The following is a 17,685-nucleotide window of genomic DNA, read 5'->3' as shown; positions in this document are numbered from 1 at the left end:
GTTGGGATGATGGATCGATGAGCAGGACGGAGCAGACATGGGCAGGGTGACACAGCGCCGCAAGGTGCACAGGTATGTCCTGGACGGCTCAGCGGCTGCCCTCGAGTTCCCGGTGCGGCACAAGGAGGACATCCTGGCGGTGGAGGAACCGCTGGAGATCCGGCTGGGCGGCCTGAGCCACTCGGTCACCATGCGCACGCCGGGCGATGATTTTGACCTCGTGGCTGGTTTCCTGGTCTCCGAGGGCATCATCTGGGAGCCCGGACAGCTGCCGTCCCTGCGTTTCTGCGCCGGCGAAGACGAAAACGGTGTCCAGACCTTCAACGTGGTCGAAGCCCAGCTCCGCCCGGACGTCACCGTCCCGGACCACGGACGCCGGTCCTATACCTCCAGCGCCTGCGGAATCTGCGGCACCGACTCGGTGGATGCGGTGACCAGGTCCTCGCACTACAGCCCCGCCGGCGATCCGCTCACCGTGGCCGCGGAAGTCCTGGCGTCCCTGCCGGACCAGTTGAGGAAAGGGCAGGCCGTCTTCGAACGCACCGGCGGTGTGCACGCCGCCGGACTGTTCACCATAGACGGCGACGGCGGCGCCCGGCTGCTGTGCGTCCGGGAGGACGTGGGCCGGCACAACGCCGTGGACAAGGTGGTGGGGTGGGCCCTCCGGGAAGGCCTCCTTCCGCTGCGCGGGACGGTCCTGCAGGTCTCCGGCCGCGCCTCCTTTGAACTGGTCCAGAAAGCGGCCCTGGCAGGTATCCCGGTGCTGTCCGCCGTCAGTGCGCCGTCGTCCCTGGCAGTGGAGCTCGCGGAATCCAGCGGGCTGACCCTGGCCGGCTTCAGCCGGGGCACCAGCTTTAACGTCTATGCCGGGGCCGGCCGCATTGCCCCACCCGGCGCTGCTGTTCAGCCATCCTGAGGGCCCGGGAGCTGCAGCCCGGGCTACCCGCGGCCCGTGTGCCGGGGTAGCTATCACCGAAAGCACCCGGTAGATTTATCCATCGAATGGACATCTTGGTCCACTTCCCAGCGCTAAAGAGGACCCAGATTGCATGACGACCGCCGGATCACGGAAGTCCGCCTTGAGAGGTTCCTGCGTGAGCGCATCAACCCCGCCGTATACAGCCGCAGCCTGCCGCTGACGCTGACCAGCTGGGAGGTTCCGGACGAGCCGGTCCCCGCGCTGGAGGCCATGCGCCAGGAATTCCTTCCACAGGAGCACAACGCCGCCTGGGGCAAGCCGTGGGGGACCACCTGGCTGCGCGTGCAGGGCGAGGTCCCCGAAACGTGGGGCACCGGGCCTGGTACCGCCGTCGAGGTGGTGGTTGACCTTGGCTTCACCACCGAGGTGCCGGGGTTCCAGTGCGAGGGCATCGCCTGGCGGGCAGACGGCAGCATCATCAAGGCCATCTCGCCCCGCAACCAGTACATCCCGTTGAAGCTGCTGGGCAGCGGCATGGCGGTGGACTTCTACGTGGAGGCTGCAGCCAACCCCGATGTGGCGCAAGGGTGGACGTTTGCGGCCACTCCTTACGGCGACAAGGCGACGGCCGGAACGGCTCCGCAGTACCGGCTGGGACGCATCGCGATCGCCGAACTGCAGCAGGAGGTCTGGGAGCTGCAGCAGGACATCTTGACCCTGGCGGGCCTGATGGCGCAGCTGCCCCTTGAGCTTCCCCGCCGGCACGAAATACTCCGCGCCCTGGAACGCATGCTCGATCTGATGGATCCGGACGACATCGCCGGGACTGCCGCCGCCGGACGGGAGGTCCTGGCCAGGGTCCTGGCCCGGCCCGCGTACGGATCCGCGCACCAGCTGGTGGCCACCGGGCACGCGCACATCGATTCGGCCTGGCTGTGGCCGGTGCGGGAAACCATCCGCAAGTGTGCCAGGACGTTCTCCAACGTGGTGGCCCTGATGGACGAGGATCCGGACTTTGTGTTTGCGTGCTCCTCCGCCCAGCAGCTTTCCTGGATCAAGGAGTTCTACCCTGAACTTTTCGCCCGCATCCGGGAGAAGGTCCGTACGGGCCAGTTCGTTCCCGTGGGCGGCATGTGGGTGGAGTCGGACACCAACATGCCCGGCGGCGAGGCCATGGCCCGCCAGTTCCTCGAGGGCAAGAGCTTTTTCCTGGCCGAGTTCGGCGTCGAATGCCGGGAGGCCTGGCTGCCCGATTCCTTCGGCTACTCAGCCGCCCTGCCGCAGATCGTCAAGGAGGCAGGCAGCCGCTGGTTCCTGACCCAGAAAATTTCCTGGAACCAGACCAACAAGATGCCGCACCACACGTTCAACTGGGAGGGCATCGACGGCACCCGCTTGTTCACCCACTTCCCGCCGGTGGACACCTACAATTCCGAACTCAGCGGAGCGGACCTGGCCCACGCGGAACGCAATTACCGCGACCACGGCCGCGGCTCAGTCTCGCTGGTGCCGTTCGGCTACGGTGACGGCGGCGGCGGACCCACCCGGGAGATGCTTGCAGCCGCTGCCCGCACCGCTGACCTCGAAGGGTCCCCGAAGGTACGCCTGGGATCCGCGGAGAGCTTCTTCCAGCAGGCCGAGGACGACTACCAGGGCCTGCCCGTCTGGGTGGGGGAAATGTACCTTGAACTGCACCGCGGCACCTACACCAGCCAGGCCAACACCAAAAAAGGCAACCGGCGCAGTGAACACCTGCTGCGCGAAGCGGAACTCTGGTGCGCCACCGCAACGGTCCGGACCCATGGCGGCTTCGAGTATCCCGCAGCCGAGCTCAAGCGCCTCTGGCGCCTGGTGCTGCTGCAGCAGTTCCACGACATTCTGCCCGGCAGCTCGATCGCCTGGGTGCACCAGGATGCCGAACGCAACTACGCCGCCGTCGCGGCCGGGCTGGAGGCCGTCATCGCCGCAGCCGCTGCTGCGATGCTGGGCCAGGGCGGCCGGCAGTTCCTGCTGAACGCAGCACCGCACGCCAGGGACGGTGTGCCGGCCCTGGGCGCGGCCGAACGGTCGATCGTGCCCGTGCCGGCGACGGCCCAGGCCCAGGGCGGCAGTTACGTCCTGGATAACGGCGTTATCAGGGCAGAGCTGGACGGGGCGGGGTTACTGGTCTCCCTGGTGGACCATGCCAGCGGCCGTGAGGCCATCGCCCCCGGCCAGCCGGGTAACCTCCTGGAGCTGCACCGGGACACCCCCAATGAATGGGACGCCTGGGACATCGATGAGTTCTACCGCCGCAATGTCACACCGCTGACGGCTGCGGCGTCCGTCCGGGTGTCCACCCACGGGCCGGACGCCGGCGTGGTGGTGGAGCGGCTGGCCGGCACGTCCCCGGTAACGCAGCACATCACCCTTGCCCCGGGCAGCCCCGCGCTGTCCATCACCACCACGGTCGACTGGCAGGAGCGGGAGAAGCTGCTCAAACTCGGCTTCGGCCTGGACGTCCGGGCGGACCGTTCCGCCGCGGAGACGCAGTTCGGTCACGTTTTCCGGCCGACGCACACCAATACGTCCTGGGAAGCAGCGAAGTTTGAAGTCTGCGCCCACCGGTGGATCCACGTTGCCGAACCCGGCTACGGGGTGGCGGTCTCCAATTCGTCCACCTACGGCCACGACGTCACCAGGAACGTCAGGGCCGACGGCGGGACCACCACCACCGTCCGGCTGTCCCTGGTGCGGGCTCCGAAGTTCCCCGATCCCGAAGCGGACCGCGGCCGCCACGAGTTCACCGTCACCATCCGGCCCGGTGCCGCAATCGCCGACGCCGTCCAGGAAGGCTACCGGACCAACCTGGTGCCCCGGCTGGTCAGCGGGGCGGCGCCGGTGGAGCCGCTGGTGGCCGTGAGCAACGACGCTGTGGTGGTCGAAGCCGTGAAGCTTGCCGAGGACGGCTCAGGCGACGTGGTGGTGCGGCTGTACGAGTCGCTGGGCCGGCGCTCCACGGCCAGGATCACGGCAGGCTTCCCCTGCACCACGGTGCAGGCCGTCGATCTGTTGGAACGCCCCGTTGAGGCTCCCGGCGTGGATGCGGGCTCCGACGGCGCCGGCCTCCGGCTGCGGCCCTTCCAGCTGGTGACGCTGCGGTTCGTCCGGCAGCAGCTGCCCGCGTCCTGACTTTTTGCCTTGCCGCGCAGCCAACCGGAAGCGCGGCAAGGCAAAACAGCCTTAAACAGGCTGAGTGGGGGCGGTCCCCAACGGCCGCCACCACTCATCCCCCCAATGTGTGCGAAGGCCCCCGGGGCGAACGACGCTAAAGAAATTTATCCCCGTTCAGAAACGCGCTGCGCCCCACCTTCACACATTCATGATTGTTTCACATTCTAATGATTTTGTGAAAGGTCGGGAGATTACTTTTCGGTATATTTCCTGCGTCGGCAGCTTTTTCGCCGGGTCCAGACCTTTGCCGCCCAGATCAGCGCGAGGCCAAGAACGAAGCACAGGATGGCTGTGTAGTTGACCACAAAGGCCACGGCGTCGGAATTCGGCGGCAGGAACGGGAACAGCAGGGACAGCGCAGTGGCGATGGCGCCAAGGCCCAGGAGTGCAGCCGCAAAGCGCACCGGAACGGGCAGCCGGCCCAGCGCCGCCCGGACCATGGCCGGAAGCAGGACCAGGGCAACAAACGCGGGATAGGCCCGTCCTGCCGCCCCGTAGTACTCGGCCAGCATGGCGTGCCGCGCGTCCCTGTCGGAGACTGCCGAGAGACCCGCCGAGGAACCGGTGGTATCCATCAGCAGGAACACGCCCACCACCGCTACGGAGATGACCAGCAGGGCCGCCATCCCCACCCGGCCGGTCAAAAGCCGGTAGGCACCATCGGCGCCGAACCCACGGGTGGTCCGTACGCCGATAAAAAACACGGCTCCGAAAATGATGAAGCGCAGCGCCAGGTTGGTGAGGTTGATGCCGCCCAGGGCCGCATCAATCCACACGTATGGTGCTTCGATGCTGAGCAGGATGGCAAGGGTCATCAGCGCAAAGATGGAAAACAGCGACCTGTTTTCCCCCCGGAGGGCGCTGGGGATCCGGGCCAGGGCCACCAGCCCGCACACGGCCAGCGTTGTCCACTGAAGAATATCGATCATCCCAGGTTCTCCCAGATCTTTTCTGCCTGCTCGTGGTCCTGCTCCTGGCGCCGCAGCACCTTGCCGAGGGCCTGCAGCCGCTCGCCCGCCAAAACGGTCAGGTCGGCGTCGGACATGCCCTCCAGTGCTGCCTGCCGCGCCCCGGGTGGCCAGCCGGCCTCCTCCTCCGTAACCAGGCCCGTGGCAACCAGCCCCCCTGCCGGCCCCACCCCGGCCGCCTGTGAAGTGGCCAGGGCCAGCTCCGGCGTCAACCGGTTGGCGGTCAGCTGGGCTGAGTAGTTCTGCGGGGCGATGCCGGTGGCGGCTGAAACGCGGTGCCGCACCTCGCCGTCGTCAATGGCATCAACCCAGTTTTTAACCGAGGTGGCGTGCGGGGCCGGGCTGAGCGCCGGTGGCAGTCCGGCTGCTGCGCCCTCAGGCTCCACCGCGGTCCGCGACAGCACGGCCCGCAGCAGGTCGGGGGTGGAAATCTGGCTGACCAGTTCGCCCCGGGTGGGCAGCCGGGGCGGGCCGGCCAGCTCGCGGTACGCCTCGAAATCCGCGAGGGCCGCGACCGGGCCGATGTTGTAGGCGCGGCTGATGCTGACAAGGGTGCTTTCCGATACCTTGCCCCGGACCAGCTGCTGGGCGAGGGTGGTCCGCTTGATTCCGGAAACCCTGCAGACGTCGGCGGTGCTGGCGTTGGGCGCGATGCCTTGCAGCCAGCGCTGGAACGCCTTGGCGGGGAGTGGCATGGACAGCTCTCTGCAGAACGGACGGTGTACCCATTTTAGCCTGCCGGAATCTTCGGATTTTACGCAGGCCTCCGCTTCGACTATGCTTGAACGTCGAGCCCGCTGGTCCGTACACCCCCCAAGTCCGGACCAGCGGGTTCTTTTATGTCCTGCGGCCGCAATGCCTGAACCGCATGGCTTTTGCCGGCAGCTGCCAGGCAGGAATCCGGTTGCGGATGCGCCGGCGAAAGGACACACGGATGACTGCCACCCTGGTTGCCAAGGATGTTGCCGGCGGGCATGACCACCGCCAACTTTTCGCCAATCTTTCCTTGACCGTTGCCCCGGGAGATGTGGTGGGCGTGGTGGGTGCCAACGGCGCCGGGAAGTCCACCCTGCTGCGGCTCCTCGCCGGTGTGGACAAGCCGCAGGAGGGGACCGTCAGCCTGGCCCCCGCTGACGCCTTTGTGGGCTGGCTTCCCCAGGAACACGAACGGGTGTCCGGCGAAACAGTGGCAGGCTACATCGCGCGCCGGACAGGCTGCGCGCAGGCCACCATCGAGATGGAATCCACTGCCGAGGCCCTGGGTGCCGGCGCGCCCGGCGCCGACGATGACTACGCGCGCGCCTTCGACCGCTGGATGGCATCCGGTGCCGCGGACCTCGACGACCGCATTCCAGGGGTCCTGGCCGACCTTGGACTGACCGCTGGTGCTGACTCGGCCATGACCGGGCTGTCCGGCGGCCAGGCCGCACGGGTGGCGCTCGCCGCCCTGTTGCTGAGCCGCTTCGACGTCGTCCTTCTGGACGAGCCCACCAACGACCTGGACCTCGCAGGCCTGGCCAAGCTTGAGGCCTTCGTGACCGGCCTGCGCGGCGGAGTGGTCCTGGTCAGCCACGACCGCGAATTCCTGGCCCGCTGCGTCACCACCGTGGTGGAACTGGATCTGGCCCAGAACTCCGTGGCCGTCTACGACGGCGGCTACGACGCCTTCCTGGAGGAACGCGCGGTGGCCAAGCGCCACGCCCGCGAAAAGTACGAGGAATTCGCTGCCACCAAGGCCGATCTGGTGTCCCGGGCCCGGACCCAGCGCGAATGGAGCTCCCAAGGCGTCCGGAACGCCATGAAAAAGAGCCCCGACAACGACAAGATCCGCCGTGCGGCCAGCGTGGAGTCCTCGGAGAAGCAGGCCCAGAAGGTGCGGCAGATGGAATCCCGGATCGCCCGGCTGGACACCGTGGAGGAGCCGCGCAAGGAATGGCAGCTGCAGTTCACCATCGGCCAGGCCCCCCGGTCCAGCGCCGTTGTGGCGACCCTCCGCGACGCCGTGGTCCGACAGGGCAGCTTCACCCTGGGGCCCGTGAACCTCCAGCTCAACGCGGGGGAGCGGATCGGCATCACCGGACCCAACGGGGCTGGCAAGTCCACGCTCCTGCGCCTGCTCCTTGGCAGTATCGAACCGGACTCCGGCAACGCAGCCATGGGCGCCTCGGTGGCCGTGGGCGAAATTGACCAGGCCCGCGGCCTGCTGGCCGGGCACCTGCCCCTGGCAGACGCCGTCGAATCCGTCCTGGTGGACCTGACCGCCGCGGAGGTCCGCACCCTGCTGGCCAAGTTCGGGCTGAAGGCGGACCACACGGCACGTCCCGTGGACTCCCTCTCGCCCGGCGAACGGACCCGGGCGGCCCTGGCCCTGCTCCAGGCGCGCGGGGTGAACCTGCTGGTCCTGGACGAACCCACCAACCACCTTGACCTGCCGGCCATCGAGCAGCTCGAAGATGCCCTGGACAGCTACGACGGCGCCCTGCTGCTGGTGACGCACGACAGGCGGCTGCTGGAGAACGTCCGGTTGGATGTACGTTGGGACGTGGACAGCGGCAAGGTCACCGAGCAGCACACCGGCAGCAGTTCCTGAAACTGAAGCACCCCGGGGGAACCACCACCAATCTAGGCGCGGAGCAGCAACCATGAGCATGGAACGGGTAGCCTGGGGCTCCCTTTACAACATCACCCGGGCCAAGAGCGGTTCCCAGCCGTTCTCCAAGGCCACCCTGAAGCGGGTCCTCGCGTTTGCCCGGCCCTACCGCGGCAAGCTGCTGGCCTTTGTGCTGCTGTCCGTGGCCATGGCCTTCCTGGCCGTCGCCACCCCCGTCCTGGCAGGGCAGGTGGTGGACACCATCGTGGCCAAGGCCGGCATTGACGAGGTCATCCGGCTGGCCGTGCTGATCGCCGTCGTGGCAGTCGCGGAGGCAGGCCTGGGCCTGGTGACCCGCTGGCTGTCCTCGGTGATCGGTGAAGGCGTCATTGTTGACCTGCGCACCAGGGTCTTTGACCACGTGCAGAAGATGCCCATCGCGTTCTTTACCCGGACCCGGACCGGAGCCCTGGTCAGCCGCCTGAACAATGACGTGATCGGCGCCCAGTCCGCCTTCGCCGGAACCCTGTCCGGGGTGGTCAGCAACGTGGTGGCGCTCATCCTTACCCTCATCGTGATGCTGGGCACCTCCTGGCAGGTGACGGTGCTGGCCATGATCCTGCTGCCCATCTTCCTGGTCCCGGCCCGCCGGATGGGCTCGCGCCTTGCCGACCTGCGCCGGGAAGCGGCGGAGCACAACGCCGCGATGGGCACGCAGATGACCGAACGGTTCTCGGCCCCCGGCGCCACCCTGGTCAAGCTTTTTGGCCGGCCTGCCGACGAGTCCCGCGAGTTCGCCGTCCGCGCCGGCAGGGTGCGGGACATCGGCATCCGGACCGCCATGCTGCAGTTCACGTTTGTGACCGCCCTGACCCTGGTCTCGGCGCTGGCGCTGGCCCTGGTCTACGGAATGGGTGGCTGGCTGGCCATCGCTGGCCAGCTGGCACCCGGCGACGTGGTGGTGCTCGCGCTGCTCCTCACCCGGCTGTACGCCCCGCTGACGTCCCTGTCCAACGCACGGGTGGAGATCATGAGCGCGCTGGTCAGCTTCGAGCGGGTCTTCGAGATCCTGGACCTCAAGCCGTTGATCGCCGAGAAACCGGACGCCGCGGCGCTTCCCGCCGGTCCGGTGGCCGTGGAATTCGACGACGTCCGCTTCGCCTACCCGTCCGCCGACAAGGTCTCGCTGGCCTCCCTCGAAGAGGTTGCCACCCTGGACACCCGCGGCGGCGAGGAGGTCCTGCACGGCATCAGCTTCCGGGTGGAACCCGGCCAGACCGTTGCCCTGGTGGGCTCCTCCGGTGCCGGCAAGTCCACCATCGCCCAGTTGCTGACCAGGCTGTACGACGTGGATTCCGGCGCCGTCAGGCTGGGCGGCGGGGCAGCCGGCTCCGGGCTGGACGTCCGCGATGCCACCTTCGACTCGCTCCGGGACACCCTTGGCATGGTCACGCAGGACGGACACCTCTTCCACGAGAGCATCGCGTCCAACCTGCGGCTGGCCCGCCCCGGCGCCACGGAGGATGACATGTGGGAGGCCATCCGGCAGGCCCGGCTGGAAACGATGATCCGGTCCCTGCCGGACGGACTGGACACCGTGGTGGGGGAGCGCGGCTACCGGCTGTCCGGCGGCGAACGCCAGCGCCTCACCATCGCCCGGCTGCTGATAGCCCAGCCGCGCGTGGTGATCCTTGACGAGGCCACCGCAGCCCTGGACTCCACCAACGAGGCCGCGGTCCAGGCTGCGCTGGGTGCAGCCCTTGAAGGCCGTACCGCCGTTGTCATCGCCCACCGGCTGTCCACCATCCGCGCCGCCGACGCCATCCTGGTGGTGGAGGACGGCCGGATCGTGGAGCGGGGCACCCACACCGGCCTGCTCGCAGCCGACGGCCGGTACGCGGAGCTGTACCGGACCCAGTTCGCCGAAGCCACCGCAGTGGCGCAGGAAGCCGTCCCGGAGACGTAGCAGGTTACCGGGCCGGGCCCGCGGCCAGTGCCGGCAGGATGTGGTCCGTGAGCAGCGGGGCCAGGTCCGCGGGCCAGGCCGCGGCCAGGTCCAGCCAGCGGATTTCCGCGATCTCGGCGGACGGGCTGGCCTGCCAGGTTCCCGGCGCCAGGAACACGGTGGCTTCGATGTCCGTGTCCGCCTCATTCGCGGCGTCGGCGATCCACACGCCCATGGGCTGCAGGAGCGCCGGGTCGATACCGATGCCCACTTCCTCGCCCAGTTCCCGGGCAGCGGCCTGGACCGCCGTCTCGCCGGCTTCGGGCTTGCCGCCGGGATGCATAAACATGCCGGTGCCGCGTTTCCGGACGGTCAGGAGCCGGCCGGCAGGATCAAAAACGCAGACGGCGGACACCACAATGCGGTGCTTCATGCGTCCGTCCCCTGGCTGCGGTGCAGGCGCGAGGCGAGTTCCAGGTCCTTGCGGGGGCCGGTGATATCCCAGGTGTAACTGAACCGGTCAGCGTTTTCGTAGGTATACGCCACGCGGTATGCATCGGGGTCGCACCAATGGCTGGCCGCGTTGGCCTCCGGGGCAAAGCCCATCCGGTGGAAAGGCCTGCCGTCCGGGAAAAACACGTCCAGCGCGTCGGCCCGGCCGGCGGGGCGCAGGAGGTACTCCCGCGAGGCGGGGCCCACGAAGGAGGGCCAGCACATGGTGCCTTCTTCCCGGAGGGCCAGGCCGCCGTCGGGCGTGGGACTGAAGCGGACGACGCCGGCGAAGGTTCCGCGGGTGCCTGCTGCACGGTCCAGGAGGCCCCGTTCCACCACCCAGGTGCCGGGAACCAGGCGGGCCGGGCCACCCAGGAGGTAGGCGCGGAGATCAAACTCCGGAGGCAGTTCATTCAAGTGCCCTCGATTGGAATCGAACCAACGACACCGGCTTTAGGAGAGCCGTGCTCTATCCACTGAGCTACGAGGGCGGGCGTTCCGTGAACCGCGAGGCAGTCCGGCCGGACACGGATACAAGCATACAAGGTGCGGAGCCGTACTACGCTCAAGGCATGAATTCCGCCCCGTCCGCCGCGCCCGCCGCAGCCCTGGTTCCGGACACCGCCGCCACCCGCCAGTACGTGGGCGCGTGGGCGGTGCTGAGCGTCCTGCAGTATTTCGCCGCCGAAGCGGCGGTGATCGCCGCGTGGGCGGGACCCTTGCCCTATGACCTGCGGACCGGCTACATCAGCGACCTCGGCGCGCTGCACTGCGGTGTGTACGACGGGCGGGACGTCTGTTCGCCCCTGAACTGGCTGATGAACGCTTCCTTTGTGGTCCAGGGGCTGGGCATGGTGCTGGGCGCCATCCTGCTCACCTCCGGGCTGCTGTGCGTAGCGGCCCGGCCCGGGGCCCGCGTTGAGCCGGGCCGACGCGCACCCTGGCGGGCTGCCATCGCCGTGCGCCTGCTGACGGGCGCAGCCGGTGTGGGCACCGTGGTGGTAGGGCTGGTGCCCGAGGACGCAGGATCCGCGTGGCACTACATCGGCGCTGTGGTGTATTTCTTGGCCGGGGCGGCGGCCCTGCTGGTCCTGGGCGGACTGTGGCTGCGGAAAACAGCCATGGCCTGGTTCATCCTCGCCTGCGGCGCGGTGTCCCTTGCCGCGCTGGCGACGGGCGGACTTACCGGCATGGACGTGCCCGAGCCGGGAACCCTGGAACGGCTGATGGGCTATCCGGTGACAGTGGGCATTGCCACGGCAGGCCTGGTCATCGCGCGGCGGGTCCACCGCCAGCGCAAGCAGCTGCGGGGTTAGGCTGCGGTCTTGCGCTTCCGGGTCCGCAGCACCACTGCTGCACCACCGGCCAGCAGGCTGAGGACCAGCAGCACCCAGCCCGCCACGGTGAGAACCGAGGCGAGGGCCACCTGCCCGGGGTCGGCTGGTTCCGTGGCCAACATGCCGTCAATGGCCACGTTGGCCCAGAGCCGGACCACCACAAACAGCAGCGGCAGGGCCCAAAGCGCCCACCGGAGGGCCTTACGGGCAACGTTGGTGCCGATCAGCAGCAGCCACGTAAACCCGAAAATCAGGGGAAACAGGGTGCCGGCAGTCTTGTGGACGTAGTTCAACTGCCCGCGGGCGTCGTCATTCATCACACTGTGCAGCCGGTCGATGTACGCGGGATCAAAACCGCCCACCAGCGAGTCGGGCATCGCCAGGCCAACGGTCAGCTGGCGGAGCTGGTCCAGGGTCAGCAGGTGCACGTACCAGAACAGGAAAAGGCTGGCCACCACGCCCGCGATCAGGATCAGGTTGGTGTTGTTCTGCGCCTTCTCCGGCGTCCGGGAGGTGGTGGGGTTCAACACCGGCGGGAGCCGGTGTTGCGGCACCACCGCTTTGGATCCGTGCTTCCTGATGCGCTGGGCGGGGGTTTTGGCCATAACCCCATTATCCCGCCCCATAAACTGAAACCATGACCATTGGCAGGCACAGCGCCGTTGAACTTGACCCCGCATTGGACGATTACCAGCTGGCGGCAGCCCTGGTCCGGGAAGCCGGAAACCTTGCGTTGCTGATGCGGATGGCCGGGCTCCAGTCGCAGCAGAAGACCTCCGTCTCGGACGTGGTGACCGCAGCGGACCACGCCGCGGAGGCCTATGTGCTGGGGCAGCTGCAGCGCTGCCGGCCCCAGGACGGGATCCTGGGGGAGGAAGGCGCCTCCGTGCCGGGCACCAGCGGCCGGACCTGGGTGATCGACCCCGTGGACGGCACGTACAACTTCCTGCACGGCTCCACTTACTGGTGCTCCGCCATCGCGCTGAAGGACTCCTCCGACGTGGTGTTGGGCGCCATCTTCCAGCCTGAGGAGGACAAGTTGTGGCTGGGCGGCACTGCGCGCCCGGCCACCCTGAACGGCGAGGTCCTGACCGTGTTCCGGGACAACGGCGGACAGCGCAACGCCACGCCTGCAGCCGAACTCGGCGCCGCCACCTACATCCACCCCAACTGGCTGATGGACCCCATGTGCGCCATGCCCTGGCACGCTGCCGCCACCACCGCCGCTGCCCTCCGCATGCTGGGGTCCGGCTCCTGCGACCTGGGCCGCGTGGCCGACGGGCAGCTGGGGTGCTGGTTCCAGCACAGCTGCCCGGAGTGGGACTGGCTGCCCGGAAAGGCGATTGTCCGCGCGGCCGGCGGGGCCGTGGACACCGTCCGGGTCAACGGGCTGGAATGGTTTGTGGCAGGCGGAACGACGGCGGTCCGCGAGCTGCGTGCGGCCCTCGAGTCCGCGTCGGTGGCCTAGCCGGGGTCCCGTTCCGGCCGCGTCATCCACAGGCTGGAAGTAGGTGTCAGTCCCACCGCCTAGACTTGTAGGCACCATGGATATGTTGTTTGACCCCTACTCCGACGGACCTTTCAAGGCCGCCCCCGCAGCGTCAACCCGCACCAGGGCGGTCCCCGAAGGGACGTCCACGGTGGCCGGACCGGGCGGTAGCCTGTCCGCCGGAGACCGGCACAACGCCGGCGCCAACGCGGCCGGGCAGCGCCACGGACACCACGGCCTGGACCCAGCCAAGCTGCTGGAAGGGCTGAACCCGGAGCAGGACGAAGCCGTCAGGCACTCCGGGTCGGCGCTGCTGATCGTGGCTGGTGCCGGGTCCGGCAAAACCCGCGTGCTCAGCAACAGGATCGCCTACCTGATTGCCACGGGCCGGGCCCACCACGGCGAGATCCTGGCCATCACCTTCACCAACAAGGCTGCCGCCGAAATGCGCGAACGCATCGAAGTGCTGGTGGGCGGCCGCGCCAAGATCATGTGGATCTCCACGTTCCATTCCTCCTGCGTGCGGATCCTCCGGCAGGAGGCGGCCAACGTGGGCCTCAAATCCAACTTCTCCATCTACGACTCCGCGGATTCCCTCCGCCTGGTCACGCAGGTGTCCAAGGCGCACGACCTCGATCCCAAGAAGTTCGCGCCCAAAGCCATCCAGCACAAAATCTCCGCGCTGAAGAACGAACTCATCGACGCCGATTCGTATGCTTCCGACGCCAACCACAACGACCCCTTTGAACGTGCCGTTGCGGACGTCTACAAGGGCTACACGCAGCGGTTGCGCCAGGCCAACGCCATGGACTTCGATGACCTCATCGCCGAGACCGTCTTTATGTTCCGGGCATTCCCGGCGCTCGCCGACTCCTACCGCCGAAGGTTCCGGCATGTCCTGGTGGACGAATACCAGGACACCAACCACGCCCAGTATGCCCTGGTCCGGGAAATCGTGGGTGAGGGCCCGGGAGCGTCCGAACTCACCGTCGTCGGCGATTCCGACCAGTCCATCTACGCCTTCCGCGGCGCCGACATCCGCAACATCGTGGAGTTCGAGAAGGACTACCCGCAGGCCCGGACCATCAAGCTGGAGCAGAACTACCGCTCCACCCAGAACATCCTCAGCGCGGCCAACTCGGTGATCTCCCGCAACCCCAACCGGCCGGACAAAAAACTGTGGACCGCTGAAGGCGAAGGCCACAAAATCATCGGCTACGTGGGCGAAAACGAACACGCCGAGGCCCAGTTCATCGCCAAGGAGATCGACCGGCTCCAGGACGAGGACAACCTCCGCCCCGGCGATGTCGCCATTTTCTACCGCACCAACGCCCAGTCCCGGTCCATCGAGGATGTCCTGGTCAGGGTGGGCCTGCCGTACAAAGTGGTGGGCGGAACCCGCTTCTACGAGCGCAAGGAAATCAAGGACGCCCTGGCCTACCTCCGCGTCCTGGTGAACCCGGACGACGACGTCAACCTCCGCCGGGTGCTCAACGAACCCAAACGCGGCATCGGCGACCGCGCGGAAGGCGCGGTGGCGGCCCTCGCCAGCCGCGAACGCATCTCGTTCATGGCCGCAGCCCGCCGCGCCGAACAGGCCCCCGCCATGGCCACCCGCTCTGTCAACGCCGTGCTGGGGTTTGTGAAACTCCTGGACGACCTTGCCGAGGTGGCCGCCGGCTCCGGTGCCGCAGCAGCCCTCGAAGCTGTCCTGGAGCAGACCGGCTACCTGGCAACCCTGCGCGCCAGCACCGATCCGCAGGACGAGTCCAGGGTGGAAAACCTCGCCGAACTGGTGGCCGTGGTGCGCGAATACGAACAGGAAAATCCGGAAGGCTCCCTGGGCGCCTTCCTGGAACAGGTTTCCCTCGTGGCGGACGCGGACCAGATCCCGGACGCGCCCGGTGCCGACATCGACGCCGCCGTGGCCGAGGCCAAACGCCTGGGCGTGGTGACCCTCATGACCCTCCACACGGCCAAAGGGCTCGAGTTCCCGGTGGTCTTCCTGACCGGTATGGAGCACGGCCTCTTCCCGCACCAGCGCTCCGCCACCGACCCCAAGGAGTTGGCCGAGGAACGCCGGCTGGCCTACGTGGGCCTCACCCGGGCCCGCAAGCGCCTGTACGTGACCCGGTCGGAGGTCCGCAGCATGTGGGGCCAAAGCCAGTACAACCCCGCCAGCCAGTTCCTGGAGGAAATCCCCGCCGACCTCGTTGACTGGAAGCGGGAAGGAAGCAGCAGGCAATCCTTCGTCAGCGGCGGAGCCATCGGCTCGGGGCGCTACAACGGCTCGTTCTGGGGCGCCGGGACGTCCCGCGGGGCCGCCGCCGACTCTTCGGCAGGGTTCAATGCCGATGTTCCCGCGATCATCGCGAAAAACCGGGTGCAGCCGCAAAAGGAAGTCATCGCCGTCAGTGTGGGGGACAAGGTCAACCACACCAGCTTCGGCAACGGCACGGTCCTGGCCCTGGAAGGAACAGGGGATAAAACCGTTGCCAAGGTGAAGTTTGACGTCGGCGAGAAGCGGTTGCTGCTCCGCTACGCGCCACTGACCAAACTGGACGCGTAGGCTCCCCCGCCGCCGGGTTGGCAGCCTTGTCCGGCCGCGGAGGCAGCGCTATTCTTCAGGAACCTGCGCCGCCACAGCACTTCGGCGCAGGATTTCGGCTCACAACGGAGCGGGACGATGAAAGTCCTTTTTGCCAGCCAGGCGATTGACGGCCATTTCCACCCCATGACGGGCCTGGCAATGCGCCTCAAGGAGCGCGGGCACGACGTTCGCTGGTACACCGGTCCCGTCTTCACAGCGAAGCTGCGCGACCTGGGCATCCCCCTGCTCCCGTTCACACTGGCCATCGAACACCGGGCCGATAACCTTACGGAGCTTTACCCGGAGCGCGCCAGGCTGAAAGGCCCGCGGGCAATCGGCTTCGACGGGGAGAAGGTCTTCGCCAGCAACATCACCAATTTCTTCGAGGACATCAGCGGGATTCGCGCGGACTTTCCCTTCGACGTGGCTGTGGTGGATGCCACCATGTTCGTCCACCGCCTGCTTTCCCATCTGCTGGGCACCCCGGTGATCAATTTTGTGGCGGTTCCCAACCTGGAGAGCGATCCGTTGGTACCCCCGCTCTTTTTCGGCTTCCGGCCGCCAAGCAATCCCGTCGAACGGGTGGTGCAGGCCGCCGCAGGCCTGTTGTCCGACAACGTCATCCTGCGGCCGGCCAACCAGAGCTATCGCCGGCAACACGCCGCCTATGGCCAGCCGGTACCCCGGGAGGGACGGCTGACCGATGAACCGTACCGCTGTTCGGCCGCAATCATCCAGACCGGTACGGAGTCCTTTGACTTTCCCCGCCGGCGCGCGAACCCGAAGGTCAGGTACGTTGGCTCGCTGCTGCCGTACCGGGCCCCGCAGCCCGGTGCGGGGGAAGAAGACTGGCCCACCGGGTACGCCGCAACAGTGCTGGTCACGCAGGGGACCGTGGACAATGTGGACCCGGACAAGCTTATGGTGCCGGCCCTCGAAGCCCTCAAAGACCTTGGCATGCTGGTGATTGTTGCCACCGGCGGACGCGGAACCGAAGCCCTCCAGGCACGCTACCCGCAGCCCAACGTGGTGATCCGCCACTACGTCGATTTCCCGCGCGTCCTCGAATTCACTGACGTCTTCGTCTCCAACGGCGGATTCGGCGGCGTCCAGCTGAGCCTGTCCAAAGGCGTGCCCTTGGTGGTGGCCGGCATCAATGAAGGCAAAAGCGATGTCAACGCCCGGGTGGAATATGCGCGGGTTGGCATCAACCTCCGCACGGAACGGCCCGCACCTGCAGCCATTGCCGCAGCAGTCACCCGGATCCTCGGCGACCCGGGCTGGCGGCAGCGGGCCCTGTCAGTGCAGGAGCAACCCGCCGCGGCAGATCCAGCGGATGTGGCTGCGGACGTTGTGGAAAGTGCCGTTCCGCAAGCGGCTACCTGAGCGATTGTCCCGGGCCGACGGGCATCCCCTGGCCGCCGCGCCGGGCATAATGGAGGCCATGCGACGGACTGTCTTGGGGTTCCTGGCCGCACTGGTGCTGCTGGGGGTTTCGGCGTGCTCGATCACCACCGAGGATCCCGGCTACGCCCCGCCCGCTCCGCTGGCGCCCCTGGCGCAGCTGGAACAGGCGCCACTGACTGACCCGGAACCGTTCGGATCCGGGCAGGACGCCCTGACCTTCAGCACCGCTGACCGGACAGTGGCCTGCGCCCTCACCTCAGCCCGGGGCGAGCACCTCGACCTGCCCTACGAGCAGAACAACTACAGCGACGCCGCCAACAACAAACTCGCCATCGTCCCCGTGGCCCATTGCGAACTGGCCACCTATCCGGTGCCCCTGCCGGAGGACGTCAAGGACGACTGCGCCGGTACGGGCCTGGGGTACCTGGGTGGGGTCGCGCTGCTGTCCCCTGACAAGGCGGGCTACGGTGAATGCCGCTCCGGCGTCACACAGCTGGAGGCTGCCTACGGACCCCGCGGTTCCAAGGCCGGCGTGATGGCCGAACTGCCCGTCCTGGCGGACGGCCAAAACCTGGAACGGAACGGGCTGCGCTGCTCCGCCTACAACGGCGGGGTGGCGTGCGGAAACGTTTCGGCAGGCGTCGGATTCTTCGTTTCGCCCGGGAAATACGAGTTGATCCAGGCTCCCGCCGGTACCCCCTCTCCGGCGCCCGCCAAGCCCTGAAATTCCGCGTA

At 67.7% G+C, this 17,685-nt stretch carries 14 protein-coding genes and 1 tRNA gene; 9 read left to right on the top strand and 6 right to left on the bottom strand.

From position 1 onward, the window contains the following. The first annotated feature begins 37 nt into the window (after nt 1-37). Both fdhD and QRN07_RS15080 read left to right on the top strand, forming a co-directional pair. Nucleotides 38-916: a formate dehydrogenase accessory sulfurtransferase FdhD gene (gene fdhD, locus QRN07_RS15085; RefSeq protein ID WP_056596077.1), complete on the top strand. Its 879-nt coding sequence runs from the start codon at nt 38-40 to the stop codon at nt 914-916. 129 nt (nt 917-1,045) lie between these two features. Continuing rightward, nucleotides 1,046-4,090, top strand: coding sequence for an alpha-mannosidase (locus tag QRN07_RS15080; protein WP_285241451.1), 3,045 nt, complete (start codon nt 1,046-1,048; stop codon nt 4,088-4,090). Between the two features lie 233 nt (nt 4,091-4,323). On the opposite strand, the gene QRN07_RS15075 is transcribed toward QRN07_RS15080, so the two are convergent. After that, nucleotides 4,324-5,061, bottom strand: a complete 738-nt coding sequence (locus QRN07_RS15075; protein WP_056596082.1) for a hypothetical protein — start codon at nt 5,059-5,061, stop codon at nt 4,324-4,326. Beyond that, nucleotides 5,058-5,795 carry a CsbD family protein gene (locus QRN07_RS15070; RefSeq protein WP_050686642.1) on the bottom strand — a complete coding sequence of 246 codons (738 nt, stop codon included), beginning with the start codon at nt 5,793-5,795 and terminating at the stop codon, nt 5,058-5,060. The genes QRN07_RS15075 and QRN07_RS15070 overlap by 4 nt, the downstream gene beginning before the upstream one ends. Nucleotides 5,796-6,034: 239 nt before the next feature. Here QRN07_RS15070 and QRN07_RS15065 point away from each other — a divergent pair, with 239 nt between their 5' ends. Together QRN07_RS15065 and QRN07_RS15060 are read left to right on the top strand one after the other, a co-directional pair. Continuing rightward, nucleotides 6,035-7,690 carry an ABC-F family ATP-binding cassette domain-containing protein gene (locus QRN07_RS15065; protein WP_050686643.1) on the top strand — a complete coding sequence of 552 codons (1,656 nt, stop codon included), beginning with the start codon at nt 6,035-6,037 and terminating at the stop codon, nt 7,688-7,690. 52 nt (nt 7,691-7,742) lie between these two features. Next, complete coding sequence (locus QRN07_RS15060) at nt 7,743-9,656, top strand: ABC transporter ATP-binding protein (RefSeq protein WP_285241450.1); 1,914 nt, start codon at nt 7,743-7,745, stop codon at nt 9,654-9,656. A 4-nt stretch (nt 9,657-9,660) separates the two neighbouring features. Here QRN07_RS15060 and QRN07_RS15055 read toward each other — a convergent pair whose 3' ends face one another. From QRN07_RS15055 to QRN07_RS15045, 3 genes are all read right to left on the bottom strand, one after another. After that, nucleotides 9,661-10,068 carry an NUDIX hydrolase gene (locus QRN07_RS15055; protein WP_285241449.1) on the bottom strand — a complete coding sequence of 136 codons (408 nt, stop codon included), beginning with the start codon at nt 10,066-10,068 and terminating at the stop codon, nt 9,661-9,663. After that, on the bottom strand, nt 10,065-10,544 hold the full coding sequence (locus QRN07_RS15050; RefSeq protein ID WP_285241448.1) for a DUF6314 family protein: 480 nt from the start codon (nt 10,542-10,544) through the stop codon (nt 10,065-10,067). The genes QRN07_RS15055 and QRN07_RS15050 overlap by 4 nt, the downstream gene beginning before the upstream one ends. Before the next feature lies 1 nt (nt 10,545). Beyond that, a tRNA-Arg gene (locus QRN07_RS15045) sits at nt 10,546-10,618 on the bottom strand. A gap of 81 nt (nt 10,619-10,699) precedes the next feature. On the opposite strand from QRN07_RS15045, the gene QRN07_RS15040 reads away from it, so the two are divergent. Next, on the top strand, nt 10,700-11,443 hold the full coding sequence (locus QRN07_RS15040) for a DUF998 domain-containing protein (protein ID WP_050683971.1): 744 nt from the start codon (nt 10,700-10,702) through the stop codon (nt 11,441-11,443). Here the strand turns inward: QRN07_RS15040 and QRN07_RS15035 are convergent. Next, nucleotides 11,440-12,069 (bottom strand): hypothetical protein, encoded by a 630-nt coding sequence (locus QRN07_RS15035; protein WP_050683970.1) that lies wholly within the window; start codon nt 12,067-12,069, stop codon nt 11,440-11,442. The two genes, QRN07_RS15040 and QRN07_RS15035, sit on opposite strands and share 4 nt — an antisense overlap. A gap of 32 nt (nt 12,070-12,101) precedes the next feature. On the opposite strand from QRN07_RS15035, the gene QRN07_RS15030 reads away from it, so the two are divergent. From QRN07_RS15030 to QRN07_RS15015, 4 genes are all read left to right on the top strand, one after another. Beyond that, a complete protein-coding gene (locus QRN07_RS15030) occupies nt 12,102-12,932 on the top strand; it encodes an inositol monophosphatase family protein (protein WP_050683969.1) in 831 nt (276 codons plus the stop codon). Nucleotides 12,933-13,014: 82 nt separating this feature from the next. Beyond that, complete coding sequence (pcrA, locus tag QRN07_RS15025) at nt 13,015-15,522, top strand: DNA helicase PcrA (protein ID WP_442853700.1); 2,508 nt, start codon at nt 13,015-13,017, stop codon at nt 15,520-15,522. Nucleotides 15,523-15,639: 117 nt separating this feature from the next. After that, nucleotides 15,640-16,929, top strand: a complete 1,290-nt coding sequence (locus tag QRN07_RS15020) for a glycosyltransferase (RefSeq protein ID WP_285241447.1) — start codon at nt 15,640-15,642, stop codon at nt 16,927-16,929. A 49-nt stretch (nt 16,930-16,978) separates the two neighbouring features. Then, on the top strand, nt 16,979-17,674 hold the full coding sequence (locus QRN07_RS15015) for a hypothetical protein (protein WP_050683987.1): 696 nt from the start codon (nt 16,979-16,981) through the stop codon (nt 17,672-17,674). The last annotated feature ends 11 nt before the right edge of the window (nt 17,675-17,685 follow it).

The sequence above is a fragment of the Pseudarthrobacter sp. MEB009 genome (genome assembly GCF_030208875.1).
GTDB lineage: Bacteria > Actinomycetota > Actinomycetes > Actinomycetales > Micrococcaceae > Arthrobacter.
Note: the sequence above shows the minus strand (reverse complement) of the source record. Positions and strands in the feature narration are given on the sequence as shown.

Excerpts from the sequence above, each read along its gene's own strand:
- fdhD (WP_056596077.1), top strand. The coding sequence starts at position 38 with ATGGGCAGGGTGACACAGCGCCGCAAGGTGCACAGGTATGTCCTGGAC.
- QRN07_RS15075 (WP_056596082.1), bottom strand. The coding sequence starts at position 5,061 with ATGATCGATATTCTTCAGTGGACAACGCTGGCCGTGTGCGGGCTGGTG.
- QRN07_RS15070 (WP_050686642.1), bottom strand. The coding sequence starts at position 5,795 with ATGCCACTCCCCGCCAAGGCGTTCCAGCGCTGGCTGCAAGGCATCGCG.
- QRN07_RS15065 (WP_050686643.1), top strand. The coding sequence starts at position 6,035 with ATGACTGCCACCCTGGTTGCCAAGGATGTTGCCGGCGGGCATGACCAC.
- QRN07_RS15060 (WP_285241450.1), top strand. The coding sequence starts at position 7,743 with ATGAGCATGGAACGGGTAGCCTGGGGCTCCCTTTACAACATCACCCGG.
- QRN07_RS15055 (WP_285241449.1), bottom strand. The coding sequence starts at position 10,068 with ATGAAGCACCGCATTGTGGTGTCCGCCGTCTGCGTTTTTGATCCTGCC.
- QRN07_RS15040 (WP_050683971.1), top strand. The coding sequence starts at position 10,700 with ATGAATTCCGCCCCGTCCGCCGCGCCCGCCGCAGCCCTGGTTCCGGAC.
- QRN07_RS15035 (WP_050683970.1), bottom strand. The coding sequence starts at position 12,069 with ATGGCCAAAACCCCCGCCCAGCGCATCAGGAAGCACGGATCCAAAGCG.
- QRN07_RS15030 (WP_050683969.1), top strand. The coding sequence starts at position 12,102 with ATGACCATTGGCAGGCACAGCGCCGTTGAACTTGACCCCGCATTGGAC.
- pcrA (WP_442853700.1), top strand. The coding sequence starts at position 13,015 with ATGTTGTTTGACCCCTACTCCGACGGACCTTTCAAGGCCGCCCCCGCA.
- QRN07_RS15020 (WP_285241447.1), top strand. The coding sequence starts at position 15,640 with ATGAAAGTCCTTTTTGCCAGCCAGGCGATTGACGGCCATTTCCACCCC.
- QRN07_RS15015 (WP_050683987.1), top strand. The coding sequence starts at position 16,979 with ATGGAGGCCATGCGACGGACTGTCTTGGGGTTCCTGGCCGCACTGGTG.